The 26,111-nt window shown below is 71.0% G+C and carries 23 protein-coding genes; 12 read left to right on the forward strand and 11 right to left on the reverse strand.

Translation table 11 applies throughout. The annotated features are described in order from the left end of the window. The first annotated feature begins 186 nt into the window (after positions 1 to 186). Together QSK26_RS04500 and QSK26_RS04505 are read left to right on the forward strand one after the other, a co-directional pair. Positions 187 to 1,356 carry an acyltransferase family protein gene (locus QSK26_RS04500; RefSeq protein ID WP_285773673.1) on the forward strand — a complete coding sequence of 390 codons (1,170 nt, stop codon included), beginning with the start codon at positions 187 to 189 and terminating at the stop codon, positions 1,354 to 1,356. Positions 1,357 to 1,501: 145 nt separating this feature from the next. Continuing rightward, positions 1,502 to 2,002 (forward strand): pyridoxamine 5'-phosphate oxidase family protein, encoded by a 501-nt coding sequence (locus QSK26_RS04505; RefSeq protein WP_285773674.1) that lies wholly within the window; start codon positions 1,502 to 1,504, stop codon positions 2,000 to 2,002. Positions 2,003 to 2,252: 250 nt separating this feature from the next. Here the strand turns inward: QSK26_RS04505 and QSK26_RS04510 are convergent, their stop codons facing one another. After that, entirely contained in the window at positions 2,253 to 2,990 is a 738-nt protein-coding gene (locus QSK26_RS04510) for a DUF2306 domain-containing protein (protein ID WP_285773675.1), read from the reverse strand. Between the two features lie 372 nt (positions 2,991 to 3,362). On the opposite strand from QSK26_RS04510, the gene QSK26_RS04515 reads away from it, so the two are divergent. From QSK26_RS04515 to rfbH, 5 genes are all read left to right on the forward strand, one after another. After that, positions 3,363 to 4,385, forward strand: a complete 1,023-nt coding sequence (locus QSK26_RS04515; RefSeq protein ID WP_285773676.1) for an alcohol dehydrogenase catalytic domain-containing protein — start codon at positions 3,363 to 3,365, stop codon at positions 4,383 to 4,385. An 83-nt stretch (positions 4,386 to 4,468) separates the two neighbouring features. Then, positions 4,469 to 5,827 carry a nucleotide disphospho-sugar-binding domain-containing protein gene (locus QSK26_RS04520; RefSeq protein WP_285773677.1) on the forward strand — a complete coding sequence of 453 codons (1,359 nt, stop codon included), beginning with the start codon at positions 4,469 to 4,471 and terminating at the stop codon, positions 5,825 to 5,827. 4 nt (positions 5,828 to 5,831) lie between these two features. Continuing rightward, entirely contained in the window at positions 5,832 to 6,983 is a 1,152-nt protein-coding gene (locus QSK26_RS04525; RefSeq protein ID WP_285773678.1) for a DegT/DnrJ/EryC1/StrS family aminotransferase, read from the forward strand. Beyond that, on the forward strand, positions 6,980 to 8,035 hold the full coding sequence (locus QSK26_RS04530; protein ID WP_285773679.1) for a glucose-1-phosphate thymidylyltransferase: 1,056 nt from the start codon (positions 6,980 to 6,982) through the stop codon (positions 8,033 to 8,035). The genes QSK26_RS04525 and QSK26_RS04530 overlap by 4 nt, the downstream gene beginning before the upstream one ends. 17 nt (positions 8,036 to 8,052) lie before the next feature. After that, positions 8,053 to 9,357: a lipopolysaccharide biosynthesis protein RfbH gene (rfbH, locus tag QSK26_RS04535; RefSeq protein WP_285773680.1), complete on the forward strand. Its 1,305-nt coding sequence runs from the start codon at positions 8,053 to 8,055 to the stop codon at positions 9,355 to 9,357. A 64-nt stretch (positions 9,358 to 9,421) separates the two neighbouring features. Here rfbH and QSK26_RS04540 read toward each other — a convergent pair whose 3' ends face one another. Next, positions 9,422 to 10,081 carry a DUF899 domain-containing protein gene (locus QSK26_RS04540; RefSeq protein WP_285773681.1) on the reverse strand — a complete coding sequence of 220 codons (660 nt, stop codon included), beginning with the start codon at positions 10,079 to 10,081 and terminating at the stop codon, positions 9,422 to 9,424. A gap of 264 nt (positions 10,082 to 10,345) precedes the next feature. Here QSK26_RS04540 and QSK26_RS04545 point away from each other — a divergent pair, with 264 nt between their 5' ends. Together QSK26_RS04545 and QSK26_RS04550 are read left to right on the forward strand one after the other, a co-directional pair. Beyond that, the gene (locus QSK26_RS04545; protein WP_285773682.1) at positions 10,346 to 11,932 is read left to right on the forward strand and encodes a GMC family oxidoreductase; all 1,587 of its coding nucleotides are present in this window, start codon (positions 10,346 to 10,348) and stop codon (positions 11,930 to 11,932) included. Between the two features lie 54 nt (positions 11,933 to 11,986). Beyond that, positions 11,987 to 13,372, forward strand: coding sequence for an aminotransferase family protein (locus tag QSK26_RS04550; RefSeq protein WP_285773683.1), 1,386 nt, complete (start codon positions 11,987 to 11,989; stop codon positions 13,370 to 13,372). A gap of 225 nt (positions 13,373 to 13,597) precedes the next feature. Here the strand turns inward: QSK26_RS04550 and QSK26_RS04555 are convergent, their stop codons facing one another. From QSK26_RS04555 to QSK26_RS04570, 4 genes are all read right to left on the reverse strand, one after another. Then, positions 13,598 to 14,998, reverse strand: coding sequence for an FAD-dependent oxidoreductase (locus QSK26_RS04555; protein ID WP_285773684.1), 1,401 nt, complete (start codon positions 14,996 to 14,998; stop codon positions 13,598 to 13,600). Between the two features lie 103 nt (positions 14,999 to 15,101). Next, positions 15,102 to 16,286, reverse strand: a complete 1,185-nt coding sequence (locus QSK26_RS04560; RefSeq protein WP_285773685.1) for an acyl-CoA dehydrogenase family protein — start codon at positions 16,284 to 16,286, stop codon at positions 15,102 to 15,104. A gap of 31 nt (positions 16,287 to 16,317) precedes the next feature. Continuing rightward, complete coding sequence (locus QSK26_RS04565) at positions 16,318 to 16,800, reverse strand: SgcJ/EcaC family oxidoreductase (RefSeq protein ID WP_285773686.1); 483 nt, start codon at positions 16,798 to 16,800, stop codon at positions 16,318 to 16,320. 99 nt (positions 16,801 to 16,899) lie between these two features. Then, positions 16,900 to 17,370, reverse strand: coding sequence for an SgcJ/EcaC family oxidoreductase (locus QSK26_RS04570; protein WP_285773687.1), 471 nt, complete (start codon positions 17,368 to 17,370; stop codon positions 16,900 to 16,902). Positions 17,371 to 17,583: 213 nt separating this feature from the next. Here QSK26_RS04570 and tpx point away from each other — a divergent pair, with 213 nt between their 5' ends. Together tpx and QSK26_RS04580 are read left to right on the forward strand one after the other, a co-directional pair. Then, positions 17,584 to 18,126, forward strand: coding sequence for a thiol peroxidase (gene tpx / locus QSK26_RS04575; RefSeq protein WP_285773688.1), 543 nt, complete (start codon positions 17,584 to 17,586; stop codon positions 18,124 to 18,126). Between the two features lie 23 nt (positions 18,127 to 18,149). Further along, positions 18,150 to 18,605 (forward strand): SgcJ/EcaC family oxidoreductase, encoded by a 456-nt coding sequence (locus tag QSK26_RS04580; protein WP_285773689.1) that lies wholly within the window; start codon positions 18,150 to 18,152, stop codon positions 18,603 to 18,605. A 292-nt stretch (positions 18,606 to 18,897) separates the two neighbouring features. On the opposite strand, the gene QSK26_RS04585 is transcribed toward QSK26_RS04580, so the two are convergent. The 5 genes from QSK26_RS04585 to QSK26_RS04605 all read right to left on the reverse strand — a co-directional run bounded on the left by QSK26_RS04585 (position 18,898) and on the right by QSK26_RS04605 (position 24,700). Next, the gene (locus tag QSK26_RS04585; RefSeq protein WP_285773690.1) at positions 18,898 to 20,484 is read right to left on the reverse strand and encodes a GMC family oxidoreductase; all 1,587 of its coding nucleotides are present in this window, start codon (positions 20,482 to 20,484) and stop codon (positions 18,898 to 18,900) included. Between the two features lie 3 nt (positions 20,485 to 20,487). Next, positions 20,488 to 21,282, reverse strand: a complete 795-nt coding sequence (locus tag QSK26_RS04590) for a TIGR03084 family metal-binding protein (protein ID WP_285773691.1) — start codon at positions 21,280 to 21,282, stop codon at positions 20,488 to 20,490. Between the two features lie 85 nt (positions 21,283 to 21,367). Continuing rightward, complete coding sequence (locus QSK26_RS04595; RefSeq protein ID WP_285773692.1) at positions 21,368 to 22,498, reverse strand: carboxymuconolactone decarboxylase family protein; 1,131 nt, start codon at positions 22,496 to 22,498, stop codon at positions 21,368 to 21,370. Positions 22,499 to 22,517: 19 nt separating this feature from the next. Continuing rightward, on the reverse strand, positions 22,518 to 24,173 hold the full coding sequence (locus QSK26_RS04600) for a GMC family oxidoreductase N-terminal domain-containing protein (protein ID WP_285773693.1): 1,656 nt from the start codon (positions 24,171 to 24,173) through the stop codon (positions 22,518 to 22,520). Further along, complete coding sequence (locus tag QSK26_RS04605; protein WP_285773694.1) at positions 24,170 to 24,700, reverse strand: DUF5987 family protein; 531 nt, start codon at positions 24,698 to 24,700, stop codon at positions 24,170 to 24,172. Before QSK26_RS04605 ends, QSK26_RS04600 begins: the two co-directional genes overlap by 4 nt. 437 nt (positions 24,701 to 25,137) lie before the next feature. On the opposite strand from QSK26_RS04605, the gene QSK26_RS04610 reads away from it, so the two are divergent. Next, positions 25,138 to 25,797, forward strand: coding sequence for a ScbR family autoregulator-binding transcription factor (locus tag QSK26_RS04610; RefSeq protein ID WP_285773695.1), 660 nt, complete (start codon positions 25,138 to 25,140; stop codon positions 25,795 to 25,797). Positions 25,798 to 26,111: the final 314 nt, after the last annotated feature.

Here is a 26,111-nt window from a genome sequence, read left to right on the forward strand (position 1 = left end):
ACGTCGATATCTCCTTCTCAACGGTGGCGCCCGGCCCTCGTCAGCGCATCTCCAGAATTGCGACCAGTAAATCGCCCTACCCCGCCGGCCGGCCGCAGAACACCGCAATCCAGGAGATGCGTCGCCCCTACCGCATGAAGATGATGAATCGACGCTGATGGCCGGACTCCGTCGGAGAAGGACGCTATGCGCACACCGGATATCCCCACGAACGAATCGACCGTACGAGTGGGCGGACGGATTCCCGCGCTTACCGGAATGCGATGGTGGGCGGCCCTTCTCGTGTTCTTCTACCATGCGGCGATCGGCCCGCTCATCTTTCCTGAGCCGCAGAACCTGTTCGGCCAATTCACGTTGACCCTGCTGGATCCGGGCGGCGGGCTGGGCGTGTCGTTCTTCTTCGTGCTCAGCGGGTTCGTGCTGACCTGGTCGGCGCGCGCCGGCGACACGCCGGTGCGGATCTGGCGGCGCCGGGCCGTGAAGATCTACCCCAACCACCTGGCCGTGTGCTTCCTGGCCATCGGGGTGATGCTGGCGACCGGCTTCACCGACCAGCTCCACCACGTGCTGCCCACCCTGCTGCTGGTGCAGACCTGGACGCCCGACTTCTGGGCCGCCGTGGGCGTCAACGGGGTGAGCTGGTCGCTCGCCTGCGAGCTGCTGTTCTACGTGTGCTTCCCGCTCTGGATCTGGCTCATCACCAAGATCAGGCCGGAGCGGTTGTGGTACTGGGCGTGCGCCGTGATCGCGGCCGTCATGCTCGTCCCCGCGGTCGCCACGTTGCTGCCGGACACGCCGAAGCTGCTCTGGGCGCCGATGTCGGCCCCGGAGTACTGGTTCGCCTACAAGTTCCCGGTGCCGCGCATGCTGGAGTTCGTGCTCGGCATCCTGCTCGCCCGCATCGTCATGACCGGCCGGTGGATCAACCTCCCGCTGCGGGCCGCCTGGGCGCTGATGGCGGTGGGATACGTGGTCGCGATGTTCAGCCCTCCGCTCTTCCGCCTGGTCGGGGCCACGATCATCCCGATCGCCCTGCTCATTCCGGCGCTGGCGACCCGCGACCTGCGCGGTGGGCGCACGCTCCTCGGCAGCCGGACCATGGTGTGGCTGGGCAACATCTCCTTCGCTTTCTATCTTTTCCATCGGATGGTCCTGGAATACACGGTCCGCGCCTTCGGTGAGGACTTCCAGTGGAATCTGGGCTGGGCGCTGGCGGCGACGCTGATCGCTCTCCTGGTGACGACCCTGCTGGCCGCCGCGCTGTTCGAGTTCTTCGAGAAGCCGATCTACCGGCGATTCTCCGAACCACGGCGGAAGGTGGCGGAACCGGTGCCGCAACCGGAGTCGGCCCGCTAGTTTCCTGTGTCACGGAGGGCGGTCGCGCGGGCGGCCGCCCTCAAGGCATGGAGAAATCCGTCGCCGGTCCCCCGGGCGGCGTGGTCACGCACCGTTTCTGAAGGCACGACGTAAGTTCGGATGGCACGACGTGAAGGAGAGAAGCGTGGCAGAGAGGCAACCGGTCGCGGAGCGGTCGTTCGAGGCGGAGGACCCCACCGTGAAGCCGTGGAAGGAGGCGCGTGAGGTTCTCGTGGCGGCGCAGGAGTACTGGCTGGCCACGGTCCGCCCGGACGGGAGGCCGCACGCGATGCCGCTGCTGGGCCTGTGGATCGACGGCGCCCTGTACTTCGGCACCGGCGCGAGCTCGGTCAAGGCCAGGAACCTCGCGGGCAACCCGAACTGCGTGATCACGGTCGGCGACCCGGCGCTCGACCTGTCCGTGGAGGGGAAGGCGGCGAAGGTCGCGGACGAGGCGACCCTGCACAGGGTCGCCGACGCCTACGCGGCCAAGTACGGCTGGCGGATAGAGGTCAGGGACGGCGGAGTGCGCGCCGACGACGCCATCGGCGCCCCGCCGTACGAGATCTACGAGGTGGTGCCCGACCGGGTGATCGGCATCGGCAAGGACACCTCGCTCAGCGCCACCCGCTGGCGCTTCGCCTGACCGGCGTCCCGGACGGCGCGAACGGCCCGGACGGCGCGGACGATCCGGACGGCGCGGACGATCCGGACGGCGCCGACGACCCCGACGAACTGGGCGGACTGGGCGGACTGGGCGGACTGGGCGGACTGGGCGGACTGGGCGGACTGGGCGGCCCGGCACGACGAGAACCCCGGCCAGGAGGTGCGTGACACCTTCTGGCCGGGGTTCGCCGGCGCGGCCGGGGACGGTCTCCGGCCGGGGTTCGCCGAGGTCAGGGACGGTCGGCGGCGATCGTCTCGCGCCGCCGGGCGACGGGCGTCACCCGCACGCCCGCGGTGCGCTCCAGCCACCACTGCGCGATGAGCAGGTTGAGCAGGATGCCGATCCAGCTGGCCGTCTCCAGCAGCAACGGCATCCGGTCCGGGGTGAAACCGGGCAGGAGCGGGATGGTGAGGACCATGATCCGGCCTTCGATGATCTGCATGCACAGCGCGAAGCTGTAGATCATCCAGCGCCGGTGCTCGGTGTACCTGCGCTGGCGCACCCGCCGGAACCCCATGATGGTCGCGCCCAGCCACAGCACGGCCCCGAACGCGTTGCCCACCGGCCCCGCCGCGAACGGCGTGATGACCAGGGCCATCAACCCGGCCGGCAGCACCCCGGCGAAGATGTGCAGCCGTCCCATCACCCGGTGCAGCGCCGGATACCGGTTCCGGAACCGGGGCCACACCTGGAAAGGGGCCGTCGCCATGGCCACCAGGCCGAACGCGACGTGCGCCACCAGGAAGCCGTAGTGCCACGGGAAGTAGTCGCTCAGTTGGACCCGGGCCCCGCTGGGATCCCCGGTGAAGTACACGGGCACGAACATGACGATGAACGCGAAGGCGAGGAGGAGCCAGACGGCGATCCCCGCGGCGGGCAGCCACCGGGGAGCCGGGCCCCGCCCACCGGCCTTCTGCGCCACCCCGCCGCCGGCCGGGGCGGTGCTCTCCTGGGTTGAGTGGGACACGATCCATCCTTTCGACGGATAAAGCGGATCTCAGACAGCCGGTCGGGCATGGGACATTCGCCGGCGTGCATGGATTCGGCGGCACGGAAATCCGATTCCTCAGGCTCCGCTCCATTTTCCGCCCGCCACCGGGGAAATCAAGGCCGAAATCGAGAAGGCACAGCAATCAGGAAGTTGCGCGACGCCCGTGCTCAGGCGACGGGCCGGAGCGCGAAAATGTATCGCACTTCAGAAGAAGTGATATCCGGGCGAGGGTGCGCACAATGCCAATGACGGCATCAGCAGCGGCACGCCCCGGAGCTCCCCGGGAGCCGTGCCGTGACGACTCCGCGCCCCGATACGGGGGGCGATATTCGGCAAAGGCGGTCGGCCATGAAAGCAGCCGTGATTCCCGAGGTCAATGGCAGGTGGGAACTGCGTGAAGTCCCCGCCCCGCGTCCCGGTCCCGGTGAGGTTCTGGTCAGGGTGCGCGCCTGCGGGGTCTGTTCCAACGACGTCATGGCCACCCGCGGGATCATCCCGTTCCCCGCGGTGTCACCGGCGATCACCGGTCACGAGGTGGCCGGCGAGATCGCCGAGGTCGGCGACGGCGTGACCGCCCATGCGGTCGGGGACCGGGTCGGCGTGCCGTGGGTGCAGGCCGGCTGCGGGCGGTGCGACTACTGCCGCCGCGGGCTGCCGGTCACCGGCCAGACCGCGATGAGCTGCCCGGCGGCGGTCTCGACGGGGTTCACCGTCCAGGGCGGGCACGCCGAGTACATGGTCGCCAAAGCGGAGGGCACCTTCCCGCTGCCCGACGGCCTCTCCTACGAGTCGGCCGCTCCGGTGCTGTGCGCGGGTTACACGAGCTGGTCCGCCCTGCGGCAGGCGGACCCGAAGCCGCACGAACGCGTCGCGGTGGTGGGCATCGGCGCGCTGGGGCACCTCGCGTTGCAGTTCGCCAGGTCCTGCGGGTTCGAGACGATCGCCGTCACCCGCTCGCCCGGCAAGCACGACCTCGCGCGCGAGCTGGGCGCCGACCTCGTCGTGGGCAGCGGCAAGGAACTGCTGGAGGTGGGCGGGGCCGACGTCATCCTGGCGACCGCGAGCTCCTCCGCCGCCGCCTCCGAGAGCCTGCTCGGCCTGCGCCCGGACGGCCGGCTCGTGCTCTGCGGCCTGGACGGAACCGACTCCTTCAACCTGGCGCCCGACCCGATGAGACCGATCTTCTCCCAGCGCCACCAGATCACCGGCGCCACCCACAACGGCCCCCGCTACCTGCGCGAGGCCCTGGAACTCGTCGCCGCAGGCAAGGTCACCCCCCTGGTCGAGACCTTCCCCATGGAACGCGTCGCCGACGCGGTCGATCGGGTCGCGAAGGGAGACGTGCGCTTCCGCGCGGTCGTCACGTACTGAGATCCCGAGCGCCGTCCGCCGTCGCCGACCTGTGAGACCGCGCCCCACCCAACCGACCGAGAAACCTCAGGAGGACCTCCCAGATGCGAGTCATATTCGCCCCCTGGCCCGCGCCGGCGCACCTGTACCCGATGATCCCGCTGGCCTGGGCGCTGCAGGCCGCCGGCCACGAGGTCTGCATCGCCGCGCCGCCCGCCATCAAGGACGACATCGTCGCCGCCGGCCTGACCGCCGTCACGCTGGGCCCGGAGAGCGCGCCGGTGGCCCGGGCCGCGGGCATGCCCCGGCCCCCGCACATCAGGGAGCAGATGGACCGTCTCACCGAGAGCCTGGACCTGGCCCCCGCCGAGCGCGACCCCTGGGACGTCTTCCAGCGGTTCATGCTGCCCGGGATCTGGAACTTCCACCCCGCCGGGGTATCCCCCAAGGAGCCCAACCCGGTGGTGGACGACTTCGTGGAGTTCGCCCGCGCCTGGCGTCCCGACCTGGTGCTCTGGGACCCCGGCACGCCGTCGGGCGCGGTGGCGGCGCTCGCCTCCGGTGCCGCGCACGCCCGGATGATGTGGGGGCTGGACTACTTCGGCTGGACCATCGAGAGGTTCGCCGAGCGCAGGGACCGGCCCGCGCTGGCCGGCGTCGACGACCCGATGACCGAGGCGGTGCGCCCGATCGCCGAGAAGTACGGGTTCGAGGTGGACGACGAGATGCTGTACGGGCAGTGGACCGTCGACCCGACTCCGGCGGGCATCCGGCTGCCGGTGGCCAAGGGGCGGACGCTCTCGGTCCGGTGGGTGCCCTACACCGGTGCGAGCGCCATGCCGGAGTGGCTGCACGGGCGCCCGGAGCGGCCCCGCGTCGGGGTGTCGCTGGGTCTGTCGCGGCGCATGTACTTCCGGGGCGGCTGGACGGAGATCCCCAAGGTCATGGAGATGGTCTCCGATCTCGACATCGAGGTCGTGGCCACCCTGAACGAGGAGCAGATCGGCGGTACGCCCGTACCGGACAACGTGCGGGTGGTCGAGTACGTGCCGCTGACCCAGTTGCTGCCGACGTGCTCGGCGTTCATCCATCACGGCGGCTTCGGCACGTTCGCGGCGGCGTCGGCGCTGCGGACCCCGCAGATCATCCTCGACTCCGACGAGGAGAACGGCCTCGTCGACATCACCATCGAGGAGGACGGCACCGAGTGGTCGGTCGTCCGCAAGCACCCCGAGTGCTCGCCGACCGCCGCCTACGTGAACGCGCACAACGCGGGGCTCGGCCTGCACCACAAGGTGCTCCCCGTGGACACGATGCGCAAGCAGCTCCTGCGGGTCCTGGAGGATCCCACCTTCCAGAACGGGGCGCGCGGGGTCTACGAAGACCTGCAGGCCACGCCGAGCCCCGCCGAGATCGTGCCCATGCTGGAGAGGCTGACCGCGCACTACCGACGCCGCGGGTGACACGATGATCAACGTTTTCCAGCCCACTCTCGGAGACGAGGAACTCGACGCCGTACGGCAGGTCTTCGCCGGCAACTGGCTGGGCCACGGACCGCGTACCAGGACCTTCGAGGCGGAGTTCGCCGGTCACCTGGGGGTGGATCCGCAGCGGATGGTCTTCGTCAACTCCGGGACCACCGGCCTCTTCCTCGCGACCGAGCTGCTCGGGCTGGGACCCGGTGACGACGTCGTGCTCCCGTCGATCAGCTTCGTCGGCGCCGGCAACGCCGTCTCGGTCACCGGCGCCCGGCCGAGGTTCTGTGACGTCGATCCGCGCACGCTGAACCCGTCGGCCGGCGACGTGGCACGCGCCCTCACCCCGCGCACCAAGGCGGTGCTGGTGCTGCACTACGGCGGCTACCCCGGGGAGATCGCCGGGATAGCCGCCCTCTGCCGGGAGCGCGGGGTCGCGCTGATCGAGGACGCCGCCTGCGCGGTCGCCTCCAGCGCGGACGGCACCGGCTGCGGGGCCTTCGGCGACATCGCGATGTGGAGTTTCGACGCGATGAAGATCCTGGTCACCGGCGACGGGGGGATGCTCTACGTGCGTGACCCCGAGCTGGCCGACCGGGCGCGCCGGCTGGCCTACCACGGCCTGGAGTGGCACAGCGGCCTGGCCGCCTCCGCCAGAGTGCCCCACCGTTGGTGGGAGCTGAACGTCCAGGACTTCGGCCGCCGGGAGATCGGCAACGACGTGACCGCGGCGATCGGCAGCGTCCAGTTGCGCAGGCTGCCCGGTTTCGTCGAGCGGCGCCGCGAGATCGCGCGGGCCTATGACCGCCTGCTGGCCGGCGCCGACGGAATCCGGCTGCCGCCGCCGCTGCCCGACGGGCACGTCACCTCGCACTACTTCTACTGGGTGCAGCTCGACGCCGGGATCAGGGACCAGGTGGCCGCGGATCTGAAGGAGCGCGGCGTCTACACCACCTTCCGGTACGCGCCGCTGCACAAGGTCCCCATCTACCGGGGCGACGCGGAGCTGCCCGGCACCGAGGAGGCCGCCGACACCACCCTGCTGCTGCCGCTGCACCAGGGGCTCGACGACGCGGACGTGCGGACCGTCGCGGACGAGCTGCGCAAGGCCGTCGAGTACCGGCGTGACCGGGGCCGGACATGAAGGCCCTGGTCCTGGCGGGCGGGTCCGGCACCCGGCTGCGCCCGTTCAGCCACACCATGCCCAAACAGCTCATCCCGATCGCGGGCCGGCCGGTGCTGGAGTACGTGCTGGACAACATCCGCGCGGTGGGCGTGACCGAGATCGGCGTCATCGTCGGCGACCGCGCGGCGCAGATCGCCGACGCGATCGGCGACGGCGGCCGGTTCGGCGCGCGGATCACCTACATCACACAGGACCGGCCGCGCGGTCTCGCGGACTGCGTACGGCTGGCCCGCCCGTTCCTCGGCGACGACGACTTCGTGATGTACCTGGGCGACAACATGCTGCCCGGCGGCATCGGCGAGATCGCCGCGGACTTCACGGCGGCGCGGCCCGCCGCGCAGATCGCCGTGCAGAAAGTCCCCGACCCGCAGAACTTCGGCGTGGTCGAACTCGACGGTGACGGCTCGGTGCGCCGGCTGGTGGAGAAGCCCCGGCGACCGCGCAGCGACCTCGCCATGATCGGCGTCTACGTGTTCTCCGCGGCCGTGCACGAGGCCGTCGCCGCCATCCGGCCCAGCGCCCGCGGCGAGCTGGAGATCACCGACGCGGTGCAGTGGCTGCTGACGCGCGGCGCCGAGGTCAGGGCGAGCGAGTACGGCGGTTACTGGAAGGACACCGGGCGGATCGAGGACGTCCTGGCGTGCAACCGCCGGCTGCTCGGCGAGCTGCGTCCCGGCGTCGCCGGGGACGTGGACGCCGCGAGCGAGGTGACCGGGCAGGTCGTCATCGGCCCGGGGGCCCGGGTGGTGCGCTCCCGGATCGACGGTCCGGCGATCGTCGGCGCGGGCGCCCTCGTCGAGGACAGCCACGTGGGCCCGTACGCGTCCATCGGCCCGGACTGCGTGCTGCGCGGCACCCGGCTGACCGACTCCATCCTGCTGGAGGGCGCGTCGGTGTCCGGTGTGCCCGAACTGCACGGCTCGCTCATCGGGCGGTCCGCGACCGTCGGCACGGGCGGAGGGCATCGCATGCTGGTCGGGGACCATGCCCGGATTGAGATAACCGCATAGCAACCGTGGGAGCACACGTGAGCGAGCTGAAGGCATCGATCCTCGACGAGGTTCGCAGATACCACCGGGAGCGCCAGGGCGACTCCCCCTTCGTCCCCGGCGAGACGGAGATCTGGCCGACCGGCGCGGTGCTCGACGCCGACGACCGGGTGGCGATGGTCGAGGCGGCCCTGGACCTGCGCATCGCCGGGGTGCAGAGCGCGCAGAAGTTCGAGTCGGCCCTCGCCCGCAGGCTGAAACGGCGCAAGGCATACCTGACCAACTCGGGATCCTCGGCCAACCTGCTGGCGGTGTCCGCCCTGACCTCGCCCCAGTTGGGGGATCGCCGGCTGCGCCCGGGGGACGAGGTGGTCACGGTCGCCGCCGGGTTCCCCACCACGGTGGCGCCGATCCTGCAGAACGGCCTGGTCCCGGTCTACGTCGACGTCGAGCTCGGCACCTACAACCCGACGGTGGAACGGGTGGCGGAGGCGATCGGCCCGAGGACGCGGGCGATCGTCGTCGCGCACACGGTGGGCAACCCGTACGAGGTCGCGGAGATGGCCGGGCTCGCCAAGGAGCGCGGGCTGTTCCTCGTCGAGGACAACTGCGACGCCCTGGGCTCCACCTACGACGGCGAGCCGACCGGGACGTTCGGCGACCTGGCCACCGTCAGCTTCTACCCGGCGCACCACATCACCATGGGAGAGGGCGGCTGCGTCCTCACCTCGAACCTCGTCCTCGGGCGCATCGTCGAGTCGCTGCGCAACTGGGGCAGGGACTGCTGGTGCGAGCCCGGCCAGAGCAACACCTGCCGCAAACGGTTCGAGCACCAGATGGGCACGCTGCCCGCCGGCTACGACCACAAGTACATCTTCTCCCACGTCGGCTACAACCTGAAGGCCACCGACACGCAGGCCGCCCTGGGACTCAGCCAGCTGGACAAGCTCGACGGTTTCGTCGCGGCGCGGGGCCGGAACTGGCGGCGGCTGCGCGAGGGGCTGGACGGCCTGCCACACCTGCTGCTGCCCGAGGCCACGCCGCGCAGCGAGCCGAGCTGGTACGGCTTCGTCGTCACGGTGGACCCGCAGGCCCCCTTCTCCTCCGGCGACCTGGTGAACTTCCTGGAGGACCGGAAGATCGGGACCCGGCGGCTGTTCGCCGGCAACCTGCTCAGGCACCCGGCGTACATGGAGCGTCCGCACCGGGTGTCCGGGCCGCTGACCAACAGCGACCTCATCACCGAGCAGACCTTCCACATCGGGGTCTACCCCGGGCTAACCGACGAGATGATCGACTACGTCATCTCGTCGATGAAGGAGTTCGTGACGGCCAGCGGCTGACCCGCGAACGCGGCGGCCCGGGAGGACGGGGTGATCCCGTCCTCCCGGGCCCGCGTGCCGGTGCTCAGTCGTCGTACTCGTCGTGCAGGCGCCACCACTCGTACGCCGGGGTCTGCGGCCAGCCCGCCGGGGAGTCCTCCCAGGTCTCCTGGCGGCCGTACGGCGTCAGGTCCAGCAGGTTGAAGTCCAGCCGCAGCCGGTCCACGCCGCGGGACGTGGTGTAGTACGTGCGGAAGACGTCGTCTCCGTCGCGCAGGAAGACGCTCAGGCCGAAGCCGGGGTTGGCGCCGCAGTCGCCGTTGAAGTCGGGGCCGCCGTACGTGGAGTACCACGGGACGGTCCAGCCCATGCGCTCCTTGAACGGCTGGAGCTCGCTCAGCGGGGCGCGGGACACCAGGACGAAGTTGGTGTCCCGGGCCCGCAGATGCGCCAGGTTGCCGACGTTGTCGGTCAGGCTGGAGCATCCCGAGCACGGGTCCTCGGTGCCGGGCTCCAGCATGAAGTGGTACACGACGAGCTGGCGCCGCCCGTCGAACAGGTCGGGCAGGCTCGCCTTCCCCTCCGGCCCTTCGAAGACGTAGCCCCGGCCCATCTCGACCATGGGAAGCCTGCGGCGTTTCGCGGCCAGCGCGTCCAGCGCGCGGGTGAGCGCCTTCTCCTTGGCCACCTGCTGCTGGAGCGCGGTCTGCCATTCCTCGGCCGACACGACCGGCGGTCGGTTCATCTCTGTCTCCTCTCGACGGGTACCGCGGGCGGCCGGGCCCCCATCGCGCCCGTCCCCCGCCCCTCCCCTTTCCGTCAAGGTTCGGGCCTGAGCCGAGTCTGCCAGCGGGCTCTTATCGCGGGCTTCTCATCCGCTTCCGTGTCCTCCGGCGCGGCCGTAAGCCGGTCGTCTTCGCCCGTGCCGTCCCCGTTTCAACCGCATTCTCGGAGATGTTCGGCTCGGCATTCTTGCGCATGCTTGAAACGGCCCAAGAGGAGGGATGTCATGCACGATTACGTGATCGTAGGCGCGGGATCCGCAGGCTGTGTGCTGGCCGCGCGATTGAGCGAGGATCCCTCGGTCAGCGTTTGCCTGATCGAGGCCGGCTCGGCCGACGAATCCGAGGACATCCATATTCCCGCACGATTCGGGGAGAACTTCCGCACCCATTACGATTGGGACTACGACACCCACGAAGAGCCGTTTCTGGACCGTCGTCGCGTTTATCTGCCGCGTGGCCGGGTGCTCGGCGGCACCAGTTCCATCAACGCGATGCTCTATCTGCGGAGCAACCAGGTCGACTACGACGGCTGGCGGCAGCCGGGCTGGAGTTACCGCGAGCTGCTGCCGTACTTCAGGAGGTCGGAGGACAACGAGCGCGGCGCGTCGGAGTACCACGGCGTGGGCGGCCCGCTGGCGGTGTCCGACGGGCGTTCCCGCAATCCGATGGCGGCGGCGTTCGTGGCGGCGGCCCAGCAGGCCGGGCACCCCTACAACGACGACTTCAACGGGCCGGCGCAGGACGGCTTCGGGTTCTTCCAGGTCACCCAGCGCGACGGCCGCCGGTGCAGTACGGCGGACGCGTTCCTGCACCCGGCGATGTCCCGGCCGAACCTGACGGTGGAGCTCGACTTCCAGGTGCACCGGGTGCTGGTGGAGCACGGCCGGGCGACGGGCGTGATCGGCCGGCGGCACGGCGAGGAGGTCACGATCCGGGCCGGGCGCGAGGTCGTGCTGTGCGCCGGGGCCTACAACTCCCCGCAGCTGCTCATGCTGTCCGGGATAGGCCCGGCGGACCATCTGAGCGACCTCGGCATCCCGGTCGTCGTCGACCAGCCGCAGGTCGGACGGAACCTCCAGGACCACCCGCTGATCCCGGTGATCTTCACGCACTCCCAGCCGGTGAGCCTGCTCATCGCGGAGGAGCCGGAATCGCTGCGGCAGTACCAGGAGGAGGGCCGCGGACCGCTGACCTCCAACGGGCCGGAGTGCGGCGGTTTCGTGCGGACGCGTGCCGGGCTCCCCGCCCCGGACGTGGCGTTCTTCACCGGACCCCTGATGTTCGCCGACAGCGGGCTGAGCATCCCGACCGCCCACGCGATCACCTACGGCCCGCTGGTGCTGGCGCCGCAGAGCCGGGGCAGCGTCACCCTGCTGTCGGCCAACCCGACGACCAAGCCGAAGATCGAGCACCGGTACTTCTCCGAGCCGGCCGACATGGAGACGGCGGTCGCGGGGCTGCGCATCGGCCTGGACATCGCCCGGCAGCGCGCGATGGACCCCTACACCGAGACGTTCCACGAGCCGCCGGCCTCGGAGTCCGACGCCGACCTGCGGACCTATGTCCGCAGGTACACGCACTCGATCTTCCACGGCTCCGGGACCTGCGCCATGGGGACCGTGGTCGACTCCGAACTGCGGGTCATGGGCGTCGAGGGGCTGCGGGTGGCCGACGTCTCGGTGATGCCGACGGTCGGCCGCGGCGCGCCCAACGCCTCGGCGATCATGATCGGCGAGCGGGCGGCCGACCTCGTACGGGACGGCCGGGCCCCGGCACTGGCCCACGCGCAGGCCGTCCGGTCGGGCTCCTGAACCCGGCCGATCGATCCCGGCACTGACGAAGCAAGCAAGCGAAGGAGGACTCCCATGTCCATCGGTACCCCCACGCCGATGCTCACCGCGTCCGCACGCGAACTGGAAGACCTGGACCGGCGGCATCTGATCCGCTCCATGCACCGCGGCGACATCACCGACCGCGCCGTGATCGTCCGCGGCAAGGGCTGCAACGTCTGGGACGCCCGGGGCAACGAACTGCTCGACGCCGCGGGGGGCGGCGTGTGGCACTCGCCCATCGGCCACGGCCGCGAGGAACTGGCCGAGGTCGCGGCCAAGCAGATCAGGGAGCTGGAGTACTTCACCAGCCTGCTGGAGTTCTCCAACGACAAGGCGATCCGGCTGGCGGCCCGGCTGGCGGAGCTCGCTCCCGAGGGCATCGACCGGGTGGCGTTCTGCAGCGGCGGCTCGGAGGCGGTCGAGACGGCGATCAAGGCCGCGCGGCTCTACCACCACCGCAGGGGCGAGGCGGACCGGACCTGGATCCTCGCCAGGCACTACTCCTTCCACGGCGCGACCTACGGCAGCGGCACCGCCACCGGCTTCCCGCCGATGCAGTTCGGGGTGGGCCCGAACCTGCCGCACGTCGAGAAGCTCTCCCCGCCGTACCTGTACCGGGCCAAGGACCTGTACGGCGACAAGGACCCGACCGACTTCCTGGTCGAGGAGCTGGAGCAGACCATCGCCCGGATCGGGCCGGGCAACATCGCCGCCATGATCGGTGAGCCGATCATGGCCGCCGGCGGGGTGCTCACGCCGCCGCCCGACTACTGGCCGCGGGTGCGCGCCGTCCTGCGCAGGCACGGCATCCTGCTGATCGCCGACGAGGTGGTCACCGCGTTCGGCAGGACGGGGGCGTGGTTCGACTCCGCCCAGCGGGACATGGAGCCCGACCTGATCACCACGGCGAAGGGCATCGCGGGAGGATACGTCCCGCTGGGCGCCACGCTGATGACCGACGAGATCGCGGACACGCTGATCAACAACGGCGGCTTCTTCCACGGCTACACCTTCCAGGGGCACCCGCTCGCCTGCGCTCTCGGGCTGGCCACACTCGACATCGTCGAGCGCGAGGGGCTGGCGGCCAAGGCGCTGACGATCGGCGACTGGTTCCGGTCCGCGCTGGCTCCGGCGGCCGCGTTCCCCGCCGTCGGGGACATCAGGGTGGAGGGGTCGCTGGCGGCCCTGGAGCTGGTCAGCGACCGGGAGACGCGGATGCCCATGGACTGGGGACCGGTCGAGCAGGTCGCCTTCGAGATCCGCCGGACGCACGGCGTCATCGCGCGGCCGTACGGGCAGATGATCGTGCTGGCGCCGCCGCTGATCATGGACCAGGGGCAGGCCAGGCGGGCCGCGGGGGCCGTGGTCGAGGTCCTCTCCCGGCTCGGCGCCGACGGCCGGATCGCGCCCGCGAAGTAAGCCACGGCGGGTCCGCCATGGCGGGTGGCGGACCCCCTGACCGCCTGTGCCGAGCGCCCCGGACGGCGCTCGGCACAGGCGTTCCCGGACGGCCGCTCCTCCCGCGGACGGCTCTCAGAGGGCTCCAGCGGACGGCCTCTGAGGGGCGCGGAGAAGGCTCGACGAAGAAGACGGAGAAAGGGCTCCCCGGGCCGGCCGGGGAGCCCTTTCGTCGTCGTCGTCGCGTCAGGACGGGCGTAGCGGCTCGCTGGGCACGCGTCCCGGCGCGGCCGGCGCGGAGGCTTCGCCCGGGGACGGCGCGGGGCGCCTGCTCTTCCAGAGCACGCGGAGCATGAAGGCCGGGCGCATGAGCGCCTGCGGCGGCTCGACGAGGCCGGCCACCCGCAGGAACGTGCCCGTGATGCCTGCGTCCCTGGTCGCCGCGGCCTGCAACCGGGCGAGATAGGCGTTGCTGATCCGCACCTTCGCCGTGCGCTCGCCCTCGACGCTGGGGAAGGCCAGGTCGCCCCCGGCCGCGATGTCCCACGGCACGTCGATGATCCGGGCGATCTCCGCGAAGAACGCGCGCGGGGCGGGCGCGCTCCCCTGCCGCAGGTGCCGCCGCAGCGCCAGGACCTCCATCGAGGCCACGGTCATGCCCTGGCCGTAGACCGGGTTGAAGCTGCACACGGCGTCGCCGAGGACCAGGAGGCCCTCGGGGAAGCCGGTCAGGCTCTCGTACCGGCGGCGCACGCTGGCGGGGAACCTGAAGGCCACGGGGTCGTCCAGCGGCTCGGCGTCGCGGATGGCCTCGTAGACGTCGGGCACCGGCAGGGAGCGGGCGTAGGCGAGGAAGCCCTCGGGGTCGGTGGGGGGACGGTCGCCGCCGATCCCGGTGAGCGACAGCAGGGCCTCGTCGCCGCCGAGGGTGTGGAAGAAGGCTCCCCGGGGATGCGCCGGGCTCGCCACCGGGTTGATGGACTGGTCGCCGTGGAACGGGTCGGCGCGGAGCCGGTAGCGGCGGCTGGTGTAGAACAGGTCGATCTTCACCTGCTCCTCCCTGACCCGCGGGTAGCCGACGCTCTCCAGCCACGCCGGCGTCCGCGATCCCCGGCCGGTCGCGTCGACGACCAGCTCGGCCTCGATCGTCTCCTCCACGCTGCCGGGGGTCCTGCGCCGGACGCGCACGCCGATGACGCGGTCGCTCTCCGGCGCCAGCACCGGCGACAGGATGTCGGTGCCCTCGACGAACTCCACGTTCGGCAGGGCGCGCACCCGCATCCGCACGTGGTGTTCCAGCACCGGGCGCATGACCCCGAACACCAGCGTCCCGGTACGGGCCTGGCGGGCCGGCCGGCCGTTGAAGTACCAGCGCATCCGGCCCACGTCGGTCGCGGGGATCCCGGCGCCGATCAGCTCGTCGGCGAACCCGGGCAGCAGCTCCTCCAGCACCTGCTGCCCGCGGGCCAGCAGGCCGTGCGCGTGACGGCCCTGGGGGACGCCGCGCCGCGCGTCGCGCGCACCGTCCGTCTCGTCCCGGTCCACTATCACGACGTGTTCGTACGCCTCGGCGAGCACATGGGCCGTGAGCAGGCCCGCGATGCTCCCGCCCAGCACCACCGCCTGGGCTCCAACGTGGTGGCTCATCGTGGTCCTCTCCTTAGACCGCGGGCCTGTCCGGCCGGGGCGCGGGTGAAAGACGTCAGCCGGCCGCCGGTGACCGGCTGGCGGTCACCGGCGGCCGGCTCTCTCAGATGTAGAACGTGTTGGGTTCGAGGCCGCAGAGGACGCGGCCGTAGAGCTCGAAGTTGGTGGACGGGTAGATCAGGGCGTGCAGGCCGACGGCCCGGATGTCGCGCGCGATCCGCTGGATCGGCACGGTCCGGTAGATCGACGAGCCGCCGCTGGCGCCGCTCAGCAGGTCCACGGCCTCCTGTCCGAGCCGGCACGCCGCCCCGATGTCGGCCCGGGTCCGCGCGCGTTCCTCAAGCGTCCACGGCTCGCCGGTGGACCCCTTGGCGTCGACCAGGCCCGCCACCCGATGGGCGTGGAACTCCGCCTGGTCGATCTTCAGCGTCGCCTCGGCGAGCTGGAGATGGGTCACCGGAGCCTCGCCCTGGCTGGCGTACATGGTGTAGGTGATCTTGCGTTCCGGCAGCCGGTCCAGGAAGGCGTTCCTGGCGGCCCGCGCGAGGCCGACGATCAGGCCGATCGTGGAGGCGTTGGCGACGCCGAGCAGCGGCGCCCGGAACATCGGCGTGCCGGCGTTCAGGACGGACGCGTACCGCTCCTGGAGGACGGCCCCCAGCGACAGGACCCGCTCCCGCGGGACGAAGACGCCCTTCGCCACGGTCGTCACGCTTCCCGACCCCTGCAACCCCGAGACGTGCCAGTCGTCCACGATCTCCAGGTCCGTCATGGGCACCAGGGCCATGATCGGCTCCTGACCGCCGTCCGGGGTCGCCGACATCGCGATGACGGTCTGCCACTGGCTGTGCCAGGCGCCGCTGATGAAGCCCCACCTGCCGTTCACGACCACGCCGCCGTCGGCCGGGGCGGCGGCGGCCGAGGGGCTCAGCGTCCCGCAGACCCGGACGTCGGGGGTGGCGAAGACCTCGTCCTGGACGTGGTCCGGGAACAGGCCGGCCATCCAGGTGGGGATCCAGAACACCGACGCCGTCCAGGCGGCGGACCCGTCGCCCAGGCCGAGCGCCGCGCCGACGTCGACCAGCGTGCGCGCGTCGGACTCGAACCCGCCGTAGCGGGCGGGCACCCGCATCTTGAACAGGCCGGCGTCGGCCATCGCCTCGATCACCTCGTCGTGGAGCCGGCGGTTCTCCTCCGCCCACAAGGCGTGCTTGCGCAGCACGGGTTCCAGCTCCGATACCCGGCGGACGAGTTCATCCCTGCCCGGTGCATGGGTGAGGTTCCGCACCGTGACCTCCCTGGTGACTAGCGACCGACGATCAGCCCTTGACGGGGCTGCTCTGATGGGAAACGAGTTCCAGCCGGCCCGACTCCCGCTTGACGATCACCCAGGTCGCCCTGATCAGGCGCTCGGGCCGGATGTCCTGGTCGCCGGGGAACATGATGCCGCCCTCGGTGACGAACATCGCGACGTCGTCATCGAGGAACTTGACCTCCACGGGCCATCCCTTCACCCGGGCGCCGCGGAGCGGGCCGGCGAAGTTCTCGGCCATGTAGGAACGGATCTCCTCGCGGCTCATCAGCTGCCGGTCCTGCATGAGGAGGCTGCCGTTCTCCGCGAAGGTGTCGGCGAAGGCGTCGGGGTCGTTGGCCGCCCAGGCGGCCTGGATGCGCATCGCGACCGTGAGGGCGGCCTTCTCGTCCTCATCGGTGAACTCGCGGTAGTAGGAATCGTCCTCCGCCACGCCGGCGGTTCGCAGGATCTCGGACGCCTCGCCCCACGGCGCGGTGACTACGGACATGTCGTCCCTCCGTCTCGTGCTGGCTTCGCGGCCACGGGCGTGCGCCGTGGCCGCGAGGCCACGCCCCGCGCACGACGCCCGCCCGTGCCGACCGGTCTGCTACCAGCGCAGGGTCGCGCCCTCGCCACGCGGGCTGTTCTGGTAGCCGGCGAGCTGCCACTGACCGTCCCTCTTGACGCAGACCCAGGTGGAGCGCACGGCGAGCTCGGGCGCGATCTCGGTCTCGCCCGGAGCCAGGATGCCGCCGTGGGTACGGATGAGCGCGACGTCGTCGGTCACGAAGCGGACGTCCACCGGCCGGCCGGTGACCCCGGTCCCCTTGAAGGGACCGGCGTAGGCGGCGCCCATGAACGCGCGGATCTCCTCGCGTCCCTTCTTCATGACGTCGCCGGGCAGGATCATGACGCCGTCCTCGGTGAAGACGTCGGAGACGCCGACCTCGTCGTTCTTGGCCCAGGCGGCGACCAGGCGGAGGGGAACGCTCAGGACCTCCTTCTTCTCTGCGCTGGTGAACTCGCCGTAGTACGCGTCCAGGTTCGGAGAGGCGGGGGCCGGGGTTGTCGTGGGCATGCTAACGCTCCATTCTTGGCACTCGCGACGGACCGCGAATTCATGCCTGAATTCAGCTCGCGTTCTCTCTTGAAATAGTGCGTCAGAGCTATATGCCGCGCATCTCTTGTATTGCTGTGCTGTACGGCGCCGCACACCGCAACCCAGAAGATGCGAGGTAAATGGGGTGCGCAGCACGATGCGATAGCGACGTCTGAGAGAGGAACTGGACCCATGATCGATGAACTGGAGCGGACCGGGGTCACCACTTTTCGCGGCAGGCCCGTCACCCTGGTGGGCACCGAGGTGAAAGCCGGCATGCCCGCGCCCGGGTTCACCGTGCTCGACAACGACCTGTCCCCGGTGACGCTGGACTCCTCCCGGGGGACCGTGCGCATCGTCTCGGTCGTCCCCTCGCTCGAAACCCCGGTCTGCGACCAGCAGACCCGCCGGTTCAACGAGGAGGCCGCCAAGCTGGACGGCGTCACCGTGCTGACCGTCTCCGTCGACCTGCCCTTCGCCCAGCGACGCTGGTGCGGCGCGGCCGGCGTCGAGGCCGTGCGGACGCTCTCCGACCACCGCGACCTCTCCTTCGGGGCGGCCTACGGGGTGCTGGTGAAAGAACTGCGGCTGCTCTCCCGCGCCGTGTTCGTGATCGACTCCGACGACCAGATAATTCACGCGGAATACGTTCCGGCGATCGAAGAGCATCCGGATTACGAAAAGGCCGTCTCCGTGGCACGCGCCGCCTCCGCGGCGGGCAAGGTTCAGCGGTAACCGATCGAGATTGGAGCACTGAAATGACGAACAATGCGGCCTCCCTGGTCACCCAGGCCAAGCAGTGGGCCACGTACTACGGCGACTATCCCAATGGCAAGGAGGGCGCCGTGCTCACTGTTCCGCTCCGCGTCCGGGCGGCGGTGGACAGCAATGACGCCGACGGGCTCGCCGAGGTGTTCACCGAGGACGGCAGCCTCCTGATCGGCGACACGCAGCTCAGGGGCCGGGACGAGATCAAGTCCTACATGGCCGACGCGTTCGCCGGAAGCTACAAGGGGACGCGCCTGAGCGAGGTCCCGCTGGAGATCCGGAGCATCGCGGACGACGTCGCCATGGCCATCACCCAGGGCGGGTACATGCTGCCCGGGGAGAGCACGGTCGCGCCCGAGCGGCAGATGCGCACCATGTACGTGATCGTCAAGAGGGAAGGCCAGTGGCGCCTGTTCTCCCAGCAGAGCAGCCCGTTGGGGGGCTGACCGGCAGACGGATCAACGGGCCGCCGCCCGTGGGGACACGGGCGGCGGCCCGTCCGCATGTGACCGCCCCGTGGGGACACGGGCGGACGGTCCGTCCGCATGCGACCGCCCCGTGGGGACACGGGCGGACGGCCCGTCCGCATGTGGCGGCGGACGCGCGCCCGGCCTGCCGGGAGCTGTACAGACCCGCGGGGTTGTCGACGCGGGTGGCCGGGGGGCGGGCACGGCTCGGAGCGGAGGGGCGGCCGGTGGTTCGCAGCCGCTCCTCCGCTCCGGGCCGAGCGTCAGGACGTCACCTGCCGGCGGGCAGGGCCGCCGCCCCCTCCCCCTCGGGGGACCTGAGGCCGCGCATGAGGTCCGCCGCCCGTTCCGCGATCATGATCACCGACGCGTTCGGGGTGCCGCCGCCGACCTCGGGCATCACCGAGGCGTCGACGACCCGCAACGCGTCGACGCCCATGACCCGCAGCTCGGCGTCCACCACCGAGCCGAGCGCGCAGCCGCCCGTCACGTCGAAGAGCGAGTGCGCGTAACGGCGGATGTAGGAGCGCAGATCCGCGTCGGACTCCGAGTCCGGCGCGCGGAAGAACGAGCTCACCGAGCCCGCGAGCGGCTGCGTGCGGGCGATGTCGAGCCCGATGCGCAGTCCCGCCATCGCCGCCGCCACGTCGGCCTCCGCGGCGAAGTAGCCGTGCTCGATCTTCGGCTTGGCGGTCGGGTCGGCCGAGGCGAGCATGACGCGGCCGGAGCTCTCCGGCCTGAGCACGCACGGGCCGTAGGTGATCGCGTGACCGGCGGGCGCGCTCAGCCCGGCGTCCAGGAACATGACCGGGGCGGCGAAGTACCCCACGTCGGGCTCCGCCAGCTCCGGCCGGGTGCGCACGAACCCGCCCGCCTCCGGCCCGTTGGACGTCAGCGGCCCGCGGCCCTCCTCCACGAACTGCCGCTGGTAACGGGGATCGAGTCCCATCAGCAGGCTGACCGGCTCCGCGAGGGTGAGGATCAGCGGCACCAGGACGTGGTCCTGAAGGTTCGCCCCCACCGCCGGGTTGTCCACGGCGACGGGGACGCCGAGCTGCCTGAGGTGGTCCGCCGGGCCGATCCCGGAGAGCATCAGCAGTTGCGGGGAGTTGTACGCGCCGCCGCAGAGCACGACCTCCCGCCCGGCCCGGATCGTGATCTCCTCGTCCAGCCGCCGGCCGGCCACCCCGGTCGCCCGGCCGCCCTCGACCAGCACCCGGTGCACCTGGAGGTTCAGCTCGACGGTCAGGTTCGGCCGGTTCGCCGCGGGGTGCAGGAAGGCCACTGCCGCGCTGCACCGCCGCCCGTCGCGCTGGGTGACCTGGAAGAAGCCGAACCCGTCCCGCGACGGCCCGTTGAAGTCGTCGTTGCGGGCGAATCCGGCCTCCTGCCCGGCCGCCACGAACGCCGCCGAGACGGGGTTCTCCGAGCGCCCGTCGGACACACCGAGCGGCCCGCCGGCGCCGTGGTAGGCGGAGGCGCCGCGCTCGTTGTCCTCCGAGCGCAGAAAATACGGCAGAACGTCATCATAATTCCAGCCCGGCTCTCCCCAACGGTCGTAATCGAGCCGGGAGTTGCGCAGATATATGCCGGCGTTCATCGAACTCGAACCGCCCAGCACGCGCCCCCGCGGCAGATAGATTCGCCGCCCCTCCAGGAACGGCTCCTCATGCGAGTCGTAATCCCAGTCGAGCGAGGTGCGGAAAAGCCTGCCGAACTGTGAGGGGACGTGGATGACGTCCGACGTGTCGGCCGGTCCCGCCTCGATCAGGCACACGCTGACCGACGGGTCCTCACTCAGCCGCGCCGCCAGGGCGCAGCCCGCGGAGCCGCCGCCCACGATCACGTAGTCGTACATGGCTCACGCTTTCGCGAACTGGCCGGGGCGGCGGCCGGGTCCGGCCGGGCCGCGGTACGCCTGGGCGATGTCCAGCCACCGGTCGGCGTCCTCGCCGGTGGCGACCAGCGACAGGTCGTCCCGGTGCCGCCGCCTGGTCACCAGCAGGCAGAAGTCCTCGGCCGGGCCGGTGATCCGCTGCGCCGCGTCGGCCGGGCCGTACGTCCACAGCTCGCCCGAGGGCGCGGTGAGCTCGAAGCGGAACTGGACGTCGGGCGGCGTCAGGCCGCGCGACAGGTAGCCGAAGTCCCAGACCAGCACCGCGAAACCGGTCAGATGCCTGATCCGGTCGGTGCGCACCAGCCGGATCCCGAGCGCGTCGGCGATGTCCTGCCCGTGCCCGAACACCTCCATGATCCCCGCGCAGGCGAGGATGGCCGGGGGCAGCGGCCGGACCAGCCACGGCACCACCTGGTCGGGCGGGAAGGCGGCGAGGGACTTGACCGCGGCGGCGCGCTCGGCCCGCCAGCGGGCGAGCATCGCGGACGGCTCGTCCATGTAGTGGGCGAGCGCGGCGTTCACCGCTCCGCTGAAGTCCTTCTGGGCTCCGGCGACCATCTTCTGGAAGGTGTCCGGGTCGGCGGCGGCCGTACCCGCCAGGTTGAAGATGAAGGTCAGGTGGCCGACCTGGTGGGCGATCGTCCAGTCCGGGGCGGGCGTGGGCGTCCGCCAGCGGGAGGCGTCGAGACCGGCCACCATCTCGTCGATCTCTTCGCTTTCCGTGTTCAGGTCCTCGAATACGTTCTGCAAATCGGTCACGGCTCGTCCTTTCGCCAGATGGCGGTTTCTGTGAATTCCGGTCGCTGCCCGGCCATGCGAATATCCGAATATGCGAATCGGCGGATCAACCGGCGTCGATCGGCAGATCCAGCGTGTCCCCGCCGCCGCCCGGTTGTCTTCTCTCTTCGTGCTTCGTGCCTTCCGCCGGGGTGAGCCGGCCGCCCACCCGGCGCGCGGCGGCCATCGCCGCCCACGACGTGAGCTCCACCAGGGCCACATCTCCGGCCCCGTCCCGGCGGAAGTCCTCGACTGCCGGGCGGTCGACCTGGTAGGAGGCCATCGCGGTCAGCAGGGCCAGCCGGCCGGCCGGCAGTTCCCGGCGGGGCAGGACGGACAGCGCGTCCGCGGCCCACGCCCGGCTCAGGCCGGGAGGCCGCCCGTCCCAGCCGGCCAGCGCCGTCTCGACCAGCGCGCGCACGGCGGCCGGCACCGAGCGCTCGCCGCCCCGCTCGATCGCGGCGGCGGACCTGGCCAGCGCCTCGGCGACGGCCGGCGTGCCGGCGGCCCAGGCCAGGTCCGCGGGGAGCGGAGCGGGCGGCAGCAGGCCGAGCGACTCGCCCGGCGCGCGGTGTCTCGTGGCCGCCGGCCGCATCACCCGGCCGGCCAGCCGCATCAGGCCGCCGCGCAGCCGCGCGGGCGTCCCCGGCGGGAAGGGGGACGTGCCGAGGAACACGTTGACCATGCGGTTGTAGTAGTGGAAGACGACGGCGACCCCGGCGAGCTCGGGCCCCTGCGCGGCGGGGAACGGCGGCGAAGCGCCCGCCGCCGTCCCGCAGTCCCTGGCCCACCCGGCGACGGCGCGGAGGTGCGGATCGGCGATCGCCTCGAACCGGCCGCCGGCGACCGCCGTGGCGTCCCCGCCCTGCACCAGCCCGTGCAGCATCGTGCCGTGCACGTCCACGCAGTAGGGGCAGGTGTTGCCGTGCGACACGGCCGCGGCGACCGCCTCCTTGGCCGCCCGGCCGGCCTTCCCGGTGGCGATCAGCGTCTCCCGCAGCATCACCCAGGCCGCGGCGAGGGCGTCGGGCGCGGGAGAATGCAGGATGACCGGCGGCGCGAGGACGCCGAAGTCACGCTCCACCTGCGCGTAGACCTCGGCGACCCGCCCCCGCGCGGCCTCCGCCCGCACCACGGAGACGTGCTCGACCTGCTGCTGCGTCCCACGTCGTGCCGCCCGGACGAAGGCTCCTGTCATGGCGTGGCCTCCCGCCTGGTCAGTCGCTGGTCAGGCTGGGCACGAGCGCGGCCGTGCCGCGGCGCCCGGCGGTGGCCCCGTCCGGCGAGGGCGCCCCGTACGTGACGGAGACGCCCCGGTCCCGGGCGGCCCGGACGATGCCCGGCATGGCCCGCTCGGCGAGCGCGGCGATGGTCATGGCGGGGTTGACCGTCAGCCCGCCGGGTACGGCGGAGCCGTCGGTGACGAAGATGCCCGGGTGCCCCCGCAGCTCGTGCCGGTCGTCGAGCGCGGAGGTCGCCGGGTCGTCCCCGATGCGGCACGACGCCAGCGGGTGCACGGTGTAGGCGCCGACGACGTCGTTCGTCCACGGCATGACCTTGCCGATCCCGTCGCGTTCGAGGATGTCGCGCACCGCGGCGTCGGACTCGGCCCAGCCGCGCAGGGTGTTCGCGGTCGGCTGGTAGCGGAGGTTCCCGCGCCCGAGCATCTGCTGGGAGATGCGGACGGCGTTCCCGGTCGCCGGCGGCAGGCCGAAGACCCCCTCGTTGTCGTCCTCGGAGATGGTGAAGATGGTCAGCCACGACTGCCAGCGCTTGAGCATCTCCTTCTTCTCCACGCCGAACCAGGTGGGACCGGCCGCCTCGGGCGCCTGGGCGAGGATGGTGCCCAGACCGGGCGGGAAGTACAGCTGTTCCAGCGAGAAACGGGAGTATTCCGGCAGGGATCCGTCGAGGCGGTCCCAGTTGGCCACCACCGGGCCGCGGCCGATCTGGTTGGCGGCGTAGGCGAGGCCGTCGCCCCGGTCGAGGCCGAGCACCTCGCGGGCCCGGTCCTCGTCGATCACGGCGGTGTTGAGCCGTTCGCCGTTGCCGGAGAAGTAGCGGCCCACCGCGTGCGGCATCCGGCCGAGCGCCGGTTCCGACCGCTGCAGGATGACCGGGGTCGCGCCCGCGCCCGCCGCCAGGATCACGATCTTGGCGTCGATCGTCCCGCTGCCCGTGTGGATCCGGTAGTCCTCGTCGTCGATGACGTTGTAGTGCACCCGGTAGCCGCCGTCGCCGGTCCGGGAGAGATGCTGCACCTCGTGCATCGGCCGGATCTGCGCGCCGTGCGCGAGGGCGGCGGGCAGGTAGTTGAACAGCAGCGACCGCTTGGCGTCGAACCGGCAGCCCGCCATCATCCAGTTGCAGTTGGTGCACCTGGCGTTGTCCACGGCGACCGGCACCGGGTTGGCGGTGTGGCCCGCGTGGTGGCACGCCGCCGCCCACAGCCCGCCCGCGTACGTGACGTCGTCCCAGCTCTGCTTGGTGACCGGCATCGCCTCGGCCACCCGGTCGTACCACGGTTCGAGGGTGTCCCGGGTGAGCGCGCCCGGCCACATCCGCCGGCCTATGCTGCCCGTGCGTTCGAAGACGAAGCGCGGCGCCCTGGGCATCGCCGCGAAGTAGACGACACTGCCGCCGCCGACGCAGTTCCCGCTGAGGACGCTCATGCCGTCGCCCACCACGAAGTCGAAGATCCGGGTGCTGGAGGAGCCGAGTTTGAAGTCGTGCTCGAAGTCCTTGCCCTCCAGCCACGGCCCGCGTTCCAGCACCACGACGCGCGCGCCGCCGGCGGCCAGGTGGTAGGCCGCGATGGCGCCGCCGAATCCGCTGCCGATCACCAGGACGTCGGTGCTCTCAAGGCTCGTCATGCGGGACTCCCTGACGGGGTGGTGTGCGGGTGGAGCTCGGCCAGCTGGCGGCCGTAGCCGTATCGGGGGAAGCGCCACAGGCCGTCGGCGTCCGGCATGAACAGGCCGAGTGCCTTGATGCCGGGGTGGCCCTCGGCGATCGCGTCGAGGGTGTTCATGTGCGCGCCCGTGTCGAAGGCCATGTTGCTGAACAGCGCGAGACTGACCCAGACGTCCTTCTCCGGGTGGCCGGGCGATATGAGGGCCTGGATCAGGGCTGTGCGCTCGCCGAACGGAAGTGCGACGAACGGCGGCACCGCCGGGTCCAGCGACAGGCCGCGCCACCCGGCGTGCGCGCGGGCCTGGTCGTTCAGCATGCGGGTGAGTTCGTCCAGTCCGTCCACCACCCCCGTGGCGGACCATTCCAGCAGTTCCAGGGCGCCGGCCGCGACGGCGCCGGGCCCGGCCGACGCCCCGGCCACCGCCCGGTCCCCCGGCCAGCGTTTCTCGCCGGGCACGATCGTGTCCGCGAAGGCTTCGATCGTCATCTTTCGTATCTCTTCCTCGACCGGGGCATCCGATGGCACCGATGTCACCTCCTGTTGTCGCGGCGAGGAGGGCACGCGTGACCGGCTGGGATATCGACGGCCGAGCGACCTCAGGTGACGGCGAATAATCCACGACGAGACCGGGATTGTTTACACGCCGATTGAGCACTCACCTGGCAGGTGAATTGCCTATTTCCTCGCCCACGCCCATCGTCGGGCGCGGCGTCGAACAGTGCATCTCTGAGCGTGCCGTGACGCGGCCCGAGCGACGCCCGGGGCACGGGTAAACCCGCTTCCGCCCACCGGGACGTCTTCCGGCGGCCCCGGCCACCTGGCGACTTCCGTTTCCGAAAGCGAGAACTTCCGCCAACCCTCTACAAAGGCGTGGTGCTCCTTATAAGATCGTTTACTCCTGGAAATGGGGATGTGTGTGGAGCATGCAGACGCGAGCCAACCGGACACGACAGCTCCTGTTGAAGGCCGCCGCCGAGGCGTTCGACGATCACGGATACCGTGGGACACGGCTTCAGGACGTGGTGGCGGGGCGGGGCATCAGCAAGGGCGCCCTGTACTTCCACTTCGCGTCCAAGGAACGACTCGCCGCCGCCATCGTCATGGAACAGCGTGACCTGCTGTCCCGGCTCTCCAGCGAGCTGCGAGATCGCCATCCGCGCGCCATCCAGCGGCTCATCGTGCTGTCGCTGCGCACGGCGGGCATGCTCCAGGACGACCCCATGGTCCGCGCGAGCACCCGGCTCGCCTGCGAGAGCCACCACATCGGCGCGGCGATACCGCCCCTCTTCGACCACTGGACCGACACGGTCAGGACGCTGCTGGACGAGGCCGGGACGCAGGGCGACCTGTTGCCCGAGGTCGACACCGGGCTTGTCGCGGAGTTCATCATCGCCGCGATCATCGGACTCCGGCGCACCAGGGAGGACGCGAAGAATGAGGACGGAATCGCGCGGCACGTGATGGAGATGTGGCGGCTCCTGCTCCCGGGACTGGCCGTGCGGGCACACCTTCCGGAGATCATGCAGGCGATCGATACATATACCCGGCAAGCGTATAGACAGCCTTGCAGAAACGGCCGATGAAGTCAAGGGCCGACGGGTTGATTGTTGTGCGTCCGGCCGGACAGAAATACCTGTCCGCGAGGTTCCTTCCGACCCGTAACCGATTCCGGTCCGTTCATTCGGACATCGGCACACTAGGCACAACTCACTACGCGTGCAAGATTAATAAGTCGCACACCTGGCAGACTTGCGAAAAGTCGGCCAGCCGGTATCTTTCTGACTGATGTACATCTGACAGGCCGCTTCACCAAGATCGACCACCGCAGGACAAGGCGCGGCAACTCGTCGCGAAGGCGATGGGGGCGTCGTCGCGAAGGCAACGGGGGCAGCAGTTC

This window comes from Microtetraspora sp. NBRC 13810 (assembly GCF_030268685.1).
In the GTDB taxonomy this organism is placed as follows: Bacteria; Actinomycetota; Actinomycetes; order Streptosporangiales; family Streptosporangiaceae; genus BSRQ01.

Bases quoted from the DNA above. Each gene is read 5' to 3' on its own strand.
- QSK26_RS04555 (WP_285773684.1), bottom strand. From the start codon at position 14,998: ATGAGCCACCACGTTGGAGCCCAGGCGGTGGTGCTGGGCGGGAGCATC.
- QSK26_RS04540 (WP_285773681.1), bottom strand. From the start codon at position 10,081: ATGAACCGACCGCCGGTCGTGTCGGCCGAGGAATGGCAGACCGCGCTC.
- QSK26_RS04600 (WP_285773693.1), bottom strand. From the start codon at position 24,173: ATGACGAGCCTTGAGAGCACCGACGTCCTGGTGATCGGCAGCGGATTC.
- QSK26_RS04530 (WP_285773679.1), top strand. From the start codon at position 6,980: ATGAAGGCCCTGGTCCTGGCGGGCGGGTCCGGCACCCGGCTGCGCCCG.
- QSK26_RS04605 (WP_285773694.1), bottom strand. From the start codon at position 24,700: ATGACGATCGAAGCCTTCGCGGACACGATCGTGCCCGGCGAGAAACGC.
- QSK26_RS04520 (WP_285773677.1), top strand. From the start codon at position 4,469: ATGCGAGTCATATTCGCCCCCTGGCCCGCGCCGGCGCACCTGTACCCG.
- QSK26_RS04570 (WP_285773687.1), bottom strand. From the start codon at position 17,370: ATGCCCACGACAACCCCGGCCCCCGCCTCTCCGAACCTGGACGCGTAC.
- QSK26_RS04610 (WP_285773695.1), top strand. From the start codon at position 25,138: ATGCAGACGCGAGCCAACCGGACACGACAGCTCCTGTTGAAGGCCGCC.
- QSK26_RS04500 (WP_285773673.1), top strand. From the start codon at position 187: ATGCGCACACCGGATATCCCCACGAACGAATCGACCGTACGAGTGGGC.
- QSK26_RS04585 (WP_285773690.1), bottom strand. From the start codon at position 20,484: ATGTACGACTACGTGATCGTGGGCGGCGGCTCCGCGGGCTGCGCCCTG.
- QSK26_RS04545 (WP_285773682.1), top strand. From the start codon at position 10,346: ATGCACGATTACGTGATCGTAGGCGCGGGATCCGCAGGCTGTGTGCTG.
- QSK26_RS04565 (WP_285773686.1), bottom strand. From the start codon at position 16,800: ATGTCCGTAGTCACCGCGCCGTGGGGCGAGGCGTCCGAGATCCTGCGA.
- QSK26_RS04525 (WP_285773678.1), top strand. From the start codon at position 5,832: ATGATCAACGTTTTCCAGCCCACTCTCGGAGACGAGGAACTCGACGCC.
- QSK26_RS04595 (WP_285773692.1), bottom strand. From the start codon at position 22,498: ATGACAGGAGCCTTCGTCCGGGCGGCACGACGTGGGACGCAGCAGCAG.
- tpx (WP_285773688.1), top strand. From the start codon at position 17,584: ATGATCGATGAACTGGAGCGGACCGGGGTCACCACTTTTCGCGGCAGG.
- QSK26_RS04580 (WP_285773689.1), top strand. From the start codon at position 18,150: ATGACGAACAATGCGGCCTCCCTGGTCACCCAGGCCAAGCAGTGGGCC.
- QSK26_RS04550 (WP_285773683.1), top strand. From the start codon at position 11,987: ATGTCCATCGGTACCCCCACGCCGATGCTCACCGCGTCCGCACGCGAA.
- QSK26_RS04515 (WP_285773676.1), top strand. From the start codon at position 3,363: ATGAAAGCAGCCGTGATTCCCGAGGTCAATGGCAGGTGGGAACTGCGT.